This window comes from Streptomyces sp. NPDC045956, from assembly GCF_056430705.1.
The window spans coordinates 58,240-70,315 of sequence record NZ_JBWKKZ010000012.1 but is presented as its reverse complement, the minus strand read 5'-3'; the positions used below and the strand labels follow the sequence as shown (position 1 = coordinate 70,315).

Annotated in this window: 14 protein-coding genes and 2 pseudogenes; 2 read left to right on the top strand and 14 right to left on the bottom strand. The window is 70.7% G+C overall.

The window, feature by feature from the left end:
• Positions 1 to 116: 116 nt before the first annotated feature.
• Positions 117 to 899 (bottom strand): hypothetical protein, encoded by a 783-nt coding sequence (locus AC07FV_RS28135; protein WP_479090122.1) that lies wholly within the window; start codon positions 897 to 899, stop codon positions 117 to 119.
• Positions 900 to 1,117: 218 nt separating this feature from the next.
• Between AC07FV_RS28135 and coaA the strand changes: the two genes are divergently transcribed.
• Entirely contained in the window at positions 1,118 to 2,086 is a 969-nt protein-coding gene (coaA, locus tag AC07FV_RS28130) for a type I pantothenate kinase (protein WP_383641818.1), read from the top strand.
• A gap of 70 nt (positions 2,087 to 2,156) precedes the next feature.
• Here the strand turns inward: coaA and glmM are convergent, their stop codons facing one another.
• From glmM to AC07FV_RS28110, 4 genes are all read right to left on the bottom strand, one after another.
• Positions 2,157 to 3,515, bottom strand: coding sequence for a phosphoglucosamine mutase (gene glmM / locus AC07FV_RS28125; protein ID WP_479090120.1), 1,359 nt, complete (start codon positions 3,513 to 3,515; stop codon positions 2,157 to 2,159).
• Positions 3,516 to 3,763: 248 nt separating this feature from the next.
• Positions 3,764 to 4,276 carry a 30S ribosomal protein S9 gene (rpsI, locus tag AC07FV_RS28120; protein ID WP_052839842.1) on the bottom strand — a complete coding sequence of 171 codons (513 nt, stop codon included), beginning with the start codon at positions 4,274 to 4,276 and terminating at the stop codon, positions 3,764 to 3,766.
• A gap of 42 nt (positions 4,277 to 4,318) precedes the next feature.
• Positions 4,319 to 4,762: a 50S ribosomal protein L13 gene (gene rplM, locus AC07FV_RS28115; RefSeq protein WP_003974239.1), complete on the bottom strand. Its 444-nt coding sequence runs from the start codon at positions 4,760 to 4,762 to the stop codon at positions 4,319 to 4,321.
• Between the two features lie 208 nt (positions 4,763 to 4,970).
• Complete coding sequence (locus tag AC07FV_RS28110) at positions 4,971 to 6,185, bottom strand: glycosyltransferase 87 family protein (RefSeq protein WP_479090119.1); 1,215 nt, start codon at positions 6,183 to 6,185, stop codon at positions 4,971 to 4,973.
• Between the two features lie 74 nt (positions 6,186 to 6,259).
• Between AC07FV_RS28110 and AC07FV_RS28105 the strand changes: the two genes are divergently transcribed.
• Positions 6,260 to 7,153 (top strand): hypothetical protein, encoded by an 894-nt coding sequence (locus tag AC07FV_RS28105; RefSeq protein WP_479090118.1) that lies wholly within the window; start codon positions 6,260 to 6,262, stop codon positions 7,151 to 7,153.
• A gap of 45 nt (positions 7,154 to 7,198) precedes the next feature.
• Here AC07FV_RS28105 and truA read toward each other — a convergent pair whose 3' ends face one another.
• From truA to AC07FV_RS28060, 9 genes and pseudogenes are all read right to left on the bottom strand, one after another.
• The gene (truA, locus tag AC07FV_RS28100) at positions 7,199 to 8,053 is read right to left on the bottom strand and encodes a tRNA pseudouridine(38-40) synthase TruA (protein ID WP_479090117.1); all 855 of its coding nucleotides are present in this window, start codon (positions 8,051 to 8,053) and stop codon (positions 7,199 to 7,201) included.
• A 68-nt stretch (positions 8,054 to 8,121) separates the two neighbouring features.
• On the bottom strand, positions 8,122 to 8,619 hold the full coding sequence (gene rplQ, locus AC07FV_RS28095; protein WP_479090116.1) for a 50S ribosomal protein L17: 498 nt from the start codon (positions 8,617 to 8,619) through the stop codon (positions 8,122 to 8,124).
• Positions 8,620 to 8,811: 192 nt separating this feature from the next.
• Positions 8,812 to 9,834, bottom strand: coding sequence for a DNA-directed RNA polymerase subunit alpha (locus tag AC07FV_RS28090; RefSeq protein ID WP_003966937.1), 1,023 nt, complete (start codon positions 9,832 to 9,834; stop codon positions 8,812 to 8,814).
• A gap of 142 nt (positions 9,835 to 9,976) precedes the next feature.
• Complete coding sequence (gene rpsK, locus AC07FV_RS28085; protein WP_003948617.1) at positions 9,977 to 10,381, bottom strand: 30S ribosomal protein S11; 405 nt, start codon at positions 10,379 to 10,381, stop codon at positions 9,977 to 9,979.
• Between the two features lie 64 nt (positions 10,382 to 10,445).
• Positions 10,446 to 10,826, bottom strand: a complete 381-nt coding sequence (rpsM, locus tag AC07FV_RS28080; RefSeq protein WP_003974244.1) for a 30S ribosomal protein S13 — start codon at positions 10,824 to 10,826, stop codon at positions 10,446 to 10,448.
• A 195-nt stretch (positions 10,827 to 11,021) separates the two neighbouring features.
• Complete coding sequence (rpmJ, locus tag AC07FV_RS28075; protein WP_003974245.1) at positions 11,022 to 11,135, bottom strand: 50S ribosomal protein L36; 114 nt, start codon at positions 11,133 to 11,135, stop codon at positions 11,022 to 11,024.
• 68 nt (positions 11,136 to 11,203) lie between these two features.
• Complete coding sequence (gene infA / locus AC07FV_RS28070; RefSeq protein WP_003948620.1) at positions 11,204 to 11,425, bottom strand: translation initiation factor IF-1; 222 nt, start codon at positions 11,423 to 11,425, stop codon at positions 11,204 to 11,206.
• Between the two features lie 249 nt (positions 11,426 to 11,674).
• Positions 11,675 to 11,839 (bottom strand): annotated as a pseudogene (locus AC07FV_RS28065) (type I methionyl aminopeptidase); the annotation flags it as partial.
• Between the two features lie 98 nt (positions 11,840 to 11,937).
• A pseudogene (locus AC07FV_RS28060) lies at positions 11,938 to 12,076 on the bottom strand (type I methionyl aminopeptidase); the annotation flags it as partial.

The following is a 12,076-nucleotide window of genomic DNA, read 5'->3' as shown; positions in this document are numbered from 1 at the left end:
CGATCAGATCCGGTCCCGAACCGGCCTTTCCATGCCCGAAATCGGAAATTCCCACCGGGGTACGAACGCCCCGGTGGGAACTTCGGTGCACGGTGCGCGGCGGCCCGGCCGCGTCCTCAGCCCAGCTTGGCGAGCTGCGCGTCGCTGATCTCGGCGGGGAACGGGAAGTCCTTGCCGGTGCCGGCGGAGGCGAGGTTCAGGACGGTGAAGGTGACGACGGTGGAGCCCTTACGGGTGACGACCACCTTGACCGGGAAGGCCTCGCCCTCGTCGCCGGTCATCGTCATCGTCATCGCGACCGCCTCGTCGGCCCCGCCGGGCGCCTTGTCCTCGGCCACCTTCGCGATCTTCGCCTGCTCACCCATGGCGGTGAAGGCGAACCCGCCGGCGCAGGCGCCGGCCGCCTTCTTCACGTCCGCGAGGACCTTCTCGGCGCCGCCGTCGTCGTAGGTGGCCAGGGTCACCAGCGCCTTGTCCAGGTCGAAGGCGGCACCGATGGACTCCTCGGTCGCCTCGCCCCCGGACGGTTTCTTCGGCCCCTCCGTCCAGGACCGCTTGACGGTGGCCGCCGGCGTGCCCAGCGGGACGCCGGTCTCGGCGAAGGCGAGCGCCTCGCACTCCGCCTTCTCCGCCTTGACCTTGTCCTTCGCGATGTCGTCCGTCGCCGACGCCTCGGTGACCTTGCCGTTCTTGACGTCCGCCTGCGCGAGGGCCGCCTTCTCCAGCTCCGCGGCGCTGAGCGCCTCGGCCGCCGCGGGGGCCGCCGAGCCGGTGTCGCCGTTCTTGCCCTCGTCGGACGAGCCGCCACCGTCGTCGGAGCCGCCGCAGGCGGTGACGAGCAGGGCCAGGGCGGCGACGGAGGCCGCGAGGGCGGTACGGCGGACGACGGTCAGTCTCACGTTGGGTTTCTCTCTTCCGGACGGCGGAGGGTCCGCACGTATGTGCGAGCACTGTACGCACAGGGAACTGACAGCCGATCACCCCAGTACCACCCGGTACCCGAACCGTGACACCGGCGTGATCATCCGCGGACACGGCGCGGTCGGCGTGACACACCCCACCCGCCGCCGCGTTCGAACTCCGTTAACAATGGACTGTGATCTCTCCGGTCCCCTCGATGCCCCGGAGCGCCCACCGGCAGCGGCCGGAGGCGACTCCCTACGTCGACCTCACCCGTCCCGAGTGGAGCGCGCTGCGCGACAAGACGCCGCTGCCGCTGACCGCCGAGGAGGTCGAGAAGCTGCGCGGCCTCGGCGACGTCATCGACCTCGACGAGGTGCGGGACATCTACCTCCCGCTCTCCCGGCTCCTCAACCTCTACGTCGGCGCCACCGACGGCCTGCGCGGCGCGCTCAACACCTTCCTCGGCGAACAGGGCTCCCAGTCGGGCACCCCGTTCGTCATAGGGGTCGCCGGCTCGGTCGCGGTCGGCAAGTCCACCGTCGCCCGGCTGCTCCAGGCGCTGCTGTCGCGCTGGCCCGAGCATCCGCGCGTGGAGCTGGTCACGACCGACGGCTTCCTGCTGCCCACCCGGGAACTCCAGGCCCGCGGGCTGATGTCCCGCAAGGGCTTCCCCGAGTCGTACGACCGCCGGGCCCTCACCCGGTTCGTCGCCGACATCAAGGCGGGCAAGGCCGAGGTGACCGCCCCGGTCTACTCCCACCTCATCTACGACATCGTCCCGGACCAGAAGCTGGTCGTGCGCCGCCCCGACATCCTGATCGTCGAGGGCCTCAACGTGCTCCAGCCCGCCCTGCCCGGCAAGGACGGCCGCACCAGGGTCGGGCTCGCCGACTACTTCGACTTCAGCGTGTACGTGGACGCCCGCACCGAGGACATCGAGCGCTGGTACCTCAGCCGCTTCCGCAAGCTGCGCGCGACCGCCTTCCAGAACCCGTCCTCGTACTTCCGCAGGTACACCCAGGTCTCCGAGGAGGAGGCACTCGACTACGCCCGCACCACCTGGCGCACCATCAACAAGCCGAACCTCGTGGAGAACGTGGCTCCGACCCGCGGCCGGGCCACCCTCATCCTGCGCAAGGGCCCCGACCACAAGGTCCAGCGGCTCAGCCTGCGCAAACTCTGACACCGCGCCCCGCCCGGCGGAACGCGAAGGGGCGGCCCGAAGGCCGCCCCTTGCGTCACGTCCGGTTCCGCTAGCCGAGCGCGGACTTCACCGCGTCGGCCAGCCGGCCCGCCACCGACCGCGCCTGCTCGATGTCCGCCGCCTCGACCATGACCCGCACCAGCGGTTCGGTCCCCGACGGACGCAGCAGCACCCGGCCGGTGCTGCCCAGCTCCCGCTCGGACTCCGCCACGGCGGTCGCCAGCTCCGCGGAGGTCGTCACCCGCGACTTGTCCACGTCCGGCACGTTGATCAGCACCTGCGGCAGCCGCTCCATCACGGACGCGAGGTCCTGGAGGGTACGGCCGGTCTGCGCGACCCGCGCCGCCAGCATCAGCCCGGTCAGCGTGCCGTCGCCGGTGGTGGCGTGGTCGAGGACGATGACGTGCCCGGACTGCTCGCCGCCGAGGGCGTAGCCGTTGGCCTTCATCTCCTCCAGGACGTACCGGTCGCCGACACCGGTCTGCACGAACCGGATGCCCTCGCGCTCCATGGCCAGCTTGAAGCCCAGGTTGGACATGACGGTCGCCACGACGGTGTCGGAGCGCAGCACCCGTCGCTCCCGCATCGCCAGCGCGAGCACGGCCAGGATCTGGTCGCCGTCCACGTCCGCGCCGGTGTGGTCCACGGCCAGGCAGCGGTCGGCGTCGCCGTCGTGCGCGATGCCCAGGTCGGCACCGTGCTCGACGACGGCGGCCTTGAGCAGGTCGAGGTGGGTCGAGCCGCAGCCGTCGTTGATGTTGAGGCCGTCCGGCACGGCACCGATGGTGACGACCTCGGCCCCGGCCCGCGCGAACGCCTCGGGCGAGACCCGGTGGGCCGCGCCGTGCGCCTCGTCGAGGACGATCTTCAGCCCGTCGAGGCGGTTCGGCAGGACGCCGACCAGGTGGGCGACGTACTGGTCGAGCCCCTCGTCGTAGTCCCGGACCCGGCCCACGCCGCCGCCGGTCGGACGCTCCCAGGGGGCGCCCGTGCGGTGCTCGGCGTAGACGGACTCGATACGGTCCTCCAGCTCGTCGGCGAGCTTGTGGCCGCCGCGGGCGAAGAACTTGATGCCGTTGTCGGGCATCGCGTTGTGGCTGGCGGAGAGCATGACGCCGAGGTCGGCGCCGAGCGCTCCGGTGAGGTGGGCCACCGCGGGCGTCGGCAGCACGCCGACCCGCAGCACGTCCACACCGGCGCTGGCCAGACCGGCGACCACGGCGGCCTCCAGGAACTCCCCGGAGGCGCGCGGGTCACGGCCGACCACGGCCGTCGGCCGGTGTCCGGCGAAGGTGCCCGCCTCGGCCAGTACGTGCGCCGCGGCGACGGAGAGCCCGAGCGCCAGCTCGGCCGTCAGATCCGCGTTGGCGACACCGCGCACGCCGTCCGTGCCGAAGAGTCGTCCCACTTGTCCTCCTGAGGAAACGTCAATTCCGGGAGCCGGCCGCAAGTGCGGCTCACACGGGTCGGCTCCCGTGGCCACGGCCGCGCTTCGCGACGCACCGCCCGACCATCCGATCACACAAGCCTTAGAGCGCCTGAACGTCTGAACTTCTGAACGTCTTGTGCCGTTATACGCCCAACGACGGGGATAAACGAACGCCCCGGCAGCACAGTGGCGTGCCGCCGGGGCGTTCGGAGTACAGGCAGCGAAGCTTAGCGCTTGCTGTACTGCGGGGCCTTGCGGGCCTTCTTCAGACCGGCCTTCTTCCGCTCGACCGCGCGGTCGTCGCGGCGCAGGAAGCCGGCCTTCTTGAGGGCGCCGCGGTTGTTGTCCACGTCGGCCTCGTTCAGGGCGCGGGCGACACCGAGACGGAGCGCACCGGCCTGGCCGGAGACGCCGCCACCCGCGATGCGGGCGATGATGTCGTAACGGCCTTCCAGCTCGAGCACCTTGAAGGGCTCGTTGACCTCCTGCTGGTGCACCTTGTTCGGGAAGTAGTCCTCGAGGGTGCGGCCGTTGATCTTCCACTTGCCGGTGCCCGGGACGATCCGGACACGGGCGATGGCGTTCTTGCGACGGCCCAGGCCGGCGGCCGGCTGGGGCTCGCCGAAGGCGGAGGCCATGGACTCCGAGGTGTACTCGCCCTCGACGGGCACCTCGGACTCGGTGGTGTAGCTGTCGATGTCGATCTCTTCGAGCGGCTGCTCGGCAGTGGTCTCGGCCACGATGCTCCTCAGATTCTGTTCAGTCTTAGGGGGTGGCCGGAACTACTGCGCGACCTGGGTGATCTCGAACGGCTGCGGCTGCTGCGCGCCGTGCGGGTGCTGGTCACCCTTGTAGACCTTCAGCTTCGAGAGCATCTGACGGCCCAGGGAGTTCTTCGGGAGCATGCCCTTGATGGCCTTCTCGACGGCCTTCTCCGGGTTCTTGTCCAGGAGCTCGTCGTAGCGCACGGAGCGCAGACCACCCGGGTACCCGGAGTGGCGGTACGCCATCTTCTGGGTCCGCTTGTTGCCGGAGAGGTGCACCTTGTCGGCGTTGATGATGATGACGAAGTCACCGGTGTCGACGTGGGGCGCGTAGATCGGCTTGTGCTTGCCGCGCAGGATGGAGGCCGCAGTGGTGGCCAGACGACCCAGGACGACGTCCTGAGCGTCGATGACGTGCCACTGGCGGGTCACATCGCCGGGCTTGGGGCTGTACGTACGCACGGTTCGTAGCCTTCGCTTCTTCAGTGAGTGGTCCTGACATTGGTCACCGAAGACGATCACGACAGCCCTGACCGCACTGCGGTGACGCATACCGCGTGCTGGTCGCTGGTCATCGGTCCCGGTGGACCGGTGTAAGGGCCCCTCACGTGAGAATGAGCAAGCCAATACACATACGACTGTGCAGAATACCCGGGGTCCCACGGCCGGGTCAAAACGGAGCCGCGGGGGCCCGCGCGGGCACCGGCGCCCGCCCGGTGACCGCGTGATCGTCGCCGGCCACCGTACCGGCCCCGGCCCGCCGGGCGACCGCCACCGCCAGCACGCACAGCGTGAACGCGTCCTTGAAGGCCCGCCGCTGCCCCGACTCCAGCCAGGGCCAGGTCAGCCCCGGCAGCTGGGGCACCAGTGCGATCCAGAACCACGGCCCCCGGGCCACCGCGCCGGCGTACGGCAGCCCGGCGAGCAGCAGCGGCAGGACGACCAGCAGGTAATGGTCGTAGGAGGGCCGGGAGACGAGGAACGCCGAGAGCATCAGGCCCGCGGCGGTCTCCGCGAGCCGCGCCGGTCCGGGGTCGGCGCGGCGCCAGCGGGCGTACGCGCACAGCACCCCCGCAGCGGCGGCGAGCACCGCCGCGCCCTGGGCGAGCGCCCCGGGCACCCCCAGCCGGGGCAGCACGGCGGCCGGGGAGGCCTCGTAGAGCCGTACGAAGCCGTCGTCGCCGTGGAGCAGGAAGGGCAGGGTGCGGGTGAGGAAGCCCGCCGGGTCGGGCATCAGCAGCGCGGCCACGCCGCAGGCGAGCGCGGGCACCCCCACGGCGGCCGCCAGCGCCCGCCACCGCCCGGCGAACAGCAGGAGCAGACACACGGGCGCGAGCAGCGGCTTGAGCGCCACCGCGGCGCCGATGACCGCGCCCGCCGCCGTCCACCGACCGCGTCCGGCCAGCAGCAGGGCCAGCGGCAGGGCCACCGCCGCCGTCACGGTCCAGTTGCCGAGGCGCACCAGGTGCCCGAAGGGAGCGAAGCCCGCCGCGAGCCCGGTCAGCCCGAGGACCGCGAACCGGCTGCGCAGGGGGACCCGGTGCAGCCGCAGCGCGACGGCCCAGGCCAGCGCCAGCAGGGCTGCCACCGCGCACGGCGCCAGCACCCGCAGTACGCCCGGGGGCAGCAGCGCCTGCGGGGCGGCGGCGAGCACCGCGCTCGGGAAGTAGAGGAAGTGGGGATCGTCGTACGGGGAGCCACCGGCCAGCCAGATGCGGGCGGCGCGCACGACGATCGCGTTGTCCATCCCGCCGTCCGCGCCGCCGGGGGTCGCCCGCGCCGCGTGCGCCACGGTGACCGCCAGCACCGTCCCGAGCACTGCCCACAGATGCCCGCTCGCCGGTCGTACCAACCACCCGGAGATGTCGTCTTTGCCCGTCCGCATGGACGGAACGCTAGGCGCTGCAAGGCCCCGGGAGCCGCACCAGCACGCCACGCGGCCCGTCTAAGATGCGGCCCATGAGCTTTGGGCAGGGGGGACCTCAGTCGCAGTGGGATCCCTGGAAACCGCAATCGCAGCAGCCGCAGCAGCAGCCCTGGAAGAGTGGCGACGGCGACAACTCCCCGGACTGGGCGGCCCTCGCCGAGGCCTCCGAGGCCCGCGCCAAGCGGCGTCGGCTGCTCTTCATCGGCGGGGGCGCGCTGGCCACCGTGGCGATCGCCGGTGCCGTCGCCGTGGCGGTCGTCTCGGCCAACGGCTCGGGGCAGGCCTCGGACAGCCCCTCCTCGCAGCTCCCGGCGACGGCCGACATACCCAGCGCGACGGACGCGACCCCGTCCTTCGCCCCGACCAGCGCCCCGCCGCCGCTCGACCCCAAGGACTTCATCGCCGGTGCGAAGAAGGACAAGGCCCCGCTCAGCCCTGACCTGCTCTTCTCGGGCACGCAGCTGACCATGGGCGAGACGGTGTACAAGAAGGGCCCGACGGCCGACACCCGCACCTGCGGCTCCGCGGCCCAGAAGACGCTGCCGAAGGTGCTGGCCGCCAACGACTGCACCCGCCTGATGCGCGTCACCTACACCGTGGGCGACACCGCGGTGACGGTCGGCGTCGCCGTCTTCGACACCGAGGCCAAGGCCCTCGCGGCCAAGCGGCAGGCCGACGAGAAGAGCATCGTCCGCTCCCTGTCCGGCGGCGGGGTGAAGTCCTTCTGCACCGGCGCCGTCTGCCGCTCCACCACCAACTCCTACGGTCGCTACGCCTACTTCACCCTCGCCGGCTTCACCAACGGCAAGGACGTGACGGAGAAGACCACGGAGGTCTTCCGCGCCGGCGACGACCTGGCCGAGTTCACCTTCCGCCAGATCCACCGGCGCGGCGAGGCGCAGGCCTCGGCGGCGGCCGCGGGCTGACCCTCCGGGGCCGGCCCACGGCGCCCTACGGCGCCCCGCGCCGGGTCAGCAGCAGCCGGCTCCGGGCAGGGAGCGTCGGTTGCGCGCCTCCTTGTTCCGGGCCGCGAGCAGCTCGTCCGCCGGGTAGCCGACCTCCTCCAGCGTCAGGCCGTGCGGCCGTACGACGTGCACGGCCGAGTCCCGTACGCCGGCGGCGAGCACCTTCGCCGGCCAGTCGGGCGTGCGGTGGCCGTCGCCGACGAAGAGCAGCGCCCCGATGAGGGAGCGCACCATGTTGTGGCAGAAGGCGTCGGCCCGCACGGTCGCCGTGACGATCCCGTCGTCCCCCCGCACCAGGCTCAGCTCCTGGAGCGTGCGGATGGTGGTGGCCCCCTCCCGCTTCTTGCAGTAGGCGGCGAAGTCGTGCTCCCCCAGCAGCCCGCGGGCCGCCTCGTTCATGGCGTCCACGTCGAGCGGCCAGTCGTGCCACAGGACGTGCCCGCGCAGCAGCGGGTCGACGCCGCCGGGGTTGTCGGTGACCCGGTAGGCGTAGCGCCGCCAGACGGCGGAGAAACGGGCGTTGAAGCCGGCGGGCGCCTCCCGGAGGGCCCACACCCGCACGTCCCTGGGCAGCCGCCCGGCGAGCCGCTTGAGCAGCTTCTCGTGGTGCTCGGCCCACACCTCGCCCGGCAGGTCGACGTGCGCGACCTGACCGCGCGCGTGCACGCCCGCGTCGGTCCGCCCCGCCACCGTCAGCTCGTACGTCTCCCGCGACCGCGTCACGGTCCGCAGCGCGTCCTCGATCTCGCCCTGGACGGTCCGCCGCCCGCCGGCCTGCTTGGCCCACCCGGAGAACTCGGTCCCGTCGTAGGACAGGTCCAGCCGCACCCGGACGTGCCCGGCCTCTACTTCGTCACTCACCCGGAGATCCTCTCAGCAACGCGAAAGCGGGCCCGCCCCTCGAAAGGGACGGGCCCGCGGCAGAACGCTTACGCGTCCTTCGACTCCTCGGCGGCGTCGTCGGCCTTGGTCGTGTCGACCTTGGTCTCGGCGGCCTCGGTGGTCTCGGCGTCCTTGGCGGCACGCTTGGTGGCGGCCTCGGCCTCACCGGTGGCCTCCTGGGCCACGGTCAGCGCCTCGACCAGCTCGATGACGGCCATGGGCGCGTTGTCACCGCGGCGGTTGCCGACCTTGGTGATCCGGGTGTAACCACCGGGACGGTTCTCGTAGCGCGGGCCGATCTCGGTGAAGAGCGTGTGGACGATGCTCTTGTCCGTGATCACCTGGAGCACCTGACGGCGGTTGTGAAGGTCGCCCTTCTTCGCCTTGGTGACCAGACGCTCGGCGTACGGACGCAGCTTGCGCGCCTTGGCCTCGGTGGTCTTGATCTTGCCGTGCTCGAAGAGCGACTTCGCGAGGTTCGCGAGGAGCAGCTTCTCGTGCGCGGCGCTGCCGCCCATACGGGCACCCTTGCTGGGCTTCGGCATGGTGTTTCTCCTAGGTGTCTGCCCCGGCCGTATCAGGTACCGGAGTCAGTGTCCGAGCGGGCGATCGCCCGTCGGAGATCCGGGGCGCCGTTTCCAGCGCCCCGGAGGGTCCGCGCCCCAGAGGGGCGCGGGGAACTGCGCGACCGGCCACGACGGACCGGCCGCCGCAGTACGGCCCTCCTCGCGGAGCGCTCAGTACTGCTCGGTCTCCACGAAACCGGCGTCCGCGTCGTCGTCGGCGCCGAAGGCGTCCGCGGCGGCGGTCGGGTCGAAGCCGGGAGGCGAGTCCTTCAGCGCCAGGCCCATGCCCGCGAGCTTGGCCTTGACCTCGTCGATCGACTTCGCACCGAAGTTGCGGATGTCGAGCAGGTCCGCCTCGGAGCGGGCCACGAGCTCACCCACGGAGTGGATGCCCTCGCGCTTGAGGCAGTTGTACGACCGAACGGTGAGCTCCAGCTCCTCGATCGGCAGCGCCAGATCGGCGGCGAGCGCGGCGTCCGTCGGGGACGGACCCATGTCGATGCCCTCGGCGTCGATGTTCAGCTCGCGGGCGAGACCGAACAGCTCGACCAGGGTCTTGCCCGCCGACGCCATGGCGTCGCGCGGACGCATGGCCTGCTTCGTCTCGACGTCGACGATCAGCTTGTCGAAGTCGGTCCGCTGCTCGACACGCGTGGCCTCGACCTTGTACGTGACCTTCAGGACCGGCGAGTAGATCGAGTCGACCGGGATGCGCCCGATCTCCTGACCGACCTGCTTGTTCTGGACGGCGGAGACGTAGCCGCGACCGCGCTCGACGGTCAGCTCCATCTCCAGCTTGCCCTTGCCGTTGAGCGTGGCGAGGACGAGGTCGGGGTTGTGCACCTCGACACCGGCCGGGGGCGCGATGTCGGCGGCGGTGACCAGACCCGGGCCCTGCTTGCGCAGGTACATCACGACCGGCTCGTCGTGCTCCGAGGAGACGACCAGCTGCTTGATGTTGAGGATCAGGTCGGTGACGTCCTCCTTGACACCCGGCACGGTGGTGAACTCGTGCAGGACACCGTCGATACGGATGCTGGTGACAGCAGCGCCGGGGATCGACGAGAGGAGGGTGCGGCGGAGGGAGTTGCCGAGGGTGTAGCCGAAGCCCGGCTCCAGCGGCTCGATGACGAACCGGGAGCGGAACTCGTCGACGACCTCTTCGGTCAACGAGGGACGCTGAGCGATCAGCATGTGGTGTTCCTTCAGTCAGGGGCGCCCGCTATTTGACGCCCGACCAGTACTGCAAGGGTACGGGCGATACGGCCCGAAGGAGCCGTACCGCCCGGAAACCCTGGTGGAGCGAGATCAGACGCGTCGGGAGTGACGCGACGGATCAGACGCGACGACGCTTCGGCGGACGGCAGCCGTTGTGCGGCGTCGGGGTGACGTCCTGGATCGAGCCGACCTCGAGGCCGGTCGCCTGGAGCGAACGGATGGCGGTCTCACGACCGGAACCCGGGCCCTTGACGAAGACGTCGACCTTGCGCATGCCGTGCTCCTGCGCGCGACGGGCAGCCGACTCGGCGGCCATCTGCGCGGCGAACGGCGTGGACTTCCGGGAGCCCTTGAAGCCGACGTGGCCGGCGGAGGCCCAGGAGATCACGTTGCCGGTCGGGTCCGTGATGGACACGATCGTGTTGTTGAACGTGCTCTTGATGTGCGCGTGGCCGTGAGCGACGTTCTTCTTTTCCTTGCGGCGCACCTTCTTGGCAGCGCCCTGACGACCCTTGGGGGGCATGTCGTTCTCCTACGGGAGGTGGTCGGTCCTACAGCGAAGACCGCTGATGAGCGTCCGCTGAGGACTACTTCTTGCCCGGCTTCTTCTTGCCGGCGATCGCGCGACGCGGACCCTTGCGGGTACGGGCGTTCGTGCTGGTGCGCTGACCGCGCACGGGCAGGCCACGACGGTGACGCAGACCCTGGTACGTGCCGATCTCGACCTTGCGGCGGATGTCGGCCTGGACCTCGCGGCGGAGGTCACCCTCGGTCTTGATGTTGTTGTCCACGTACTCGCGGATCGCGACGAGCTGCTCCTCGGAGAGGTCGCGGACGCGGGTGTTCGGGTCGACGCCGGTCGCGGCCAGCGTCTGCTGCGAGAGCGTCCGGCCGATGCCGAACACGTAGGTGAGGGCGATCTCCACGCGCTTTTCGCGCGGGATGTCGACACCGGAAACGCGTGCCATTCAATGGCTCCTGGTGATCTTCGGAGGTCTTCCACAGGACCGGCTCCCCGTCCGCCGTACTAGGTACGGACAAGGTCCCCGGCCTCCGAACCGGGGGTGTCGGGCACACGTGCCCGGGTCCTGCGTATGAACAAATTCAGCTCGCGTCGCGCGAATCCCTGCGAAAAAGATGCAGAGGGTTCGGTCGGTCGAACGTCAGCCCTGGCGCTGCTTGTGGCGCGGGTTGTCGCAGATGACCATGACCCGACCGTGACGGCGGATCACCCTGCACTTGTCGCAGATCTTCTTGACGCTCGGCTTGACCTTCATGGGTGTGAGGTTCTCCGGGTCAGTTGCCGGCGGGCCCGCGCGAGAACCGCGCGGGACGTGGGCAAGATCTACTTGTACCGGTAGACGATCCGGCCACGCGTCAGGTCGTACGGAGACAGCTCCACCACGACCCGGTCGTCAGGGAGGATGCGGATGTAGTGCATACGCATCTTGCCGCTGATGTGTGCCAGGACCTGGTGGCCGTTCTGGAGCTCCACCTTGAACATGGCGTTCGGAAGAGACTCGACGACAGTGCCTTCGATCTCGATGGCACCTTGCTTCTTGGCCACGCTTCGCCCTTCGAATCGACTACCTTGATCGACCCCCGTACGCCGTACGAGCGCATGCAGACATGCGGGTGCACGAGAGCCGACGCGTCAGTCTACGTCAGTACACCCGGAAAGGCGAAACGGGAAAGTCTGCCCCGCAAGGGTGATCCTCATGCCCCCGGGCCCGGAGCCGCCGTGCGTGACGCCCAGCTCGGTCAGAGCCACGGAGCAGCGCAGGCTCCGAGCGGTCGCGCCGGCCCCAGGCCGTCGTCACGCCAGCGGGTCCGGAGCCGCCGTGACGCCCAGCTCGGCCGGCTTCGCCCTGCCACCGTCCGGCGAGGTCAGCACCAGCGGCCCCTGCTCGGTCAGCGCCACGGAGTGCTCCCAGTGCGAGGACCAGGTCCCGTCGGTCGTGATGACCGTCCACTCGACCGATCCCCCACGCCCCTCTCGCGGGCTCGGCGCCGGGAGCGCCTCACATGCTTCGAGCGGCTGCGTCGGCCTCCGACCGACGGACGGACCCCAGGCCGTCGTCACGCCAGCGGGTCCGGAGCCGCCGTGACGCCCAGCTCGGCCAGCTTCGCCCTGCCACCGTCCGGCGAGGTCAGCACCAGCGGCCCCTGCTCGGTCAGCGCCACGGAGTGCTCCCAGTGCGAGGACCAGGTCCCGTCG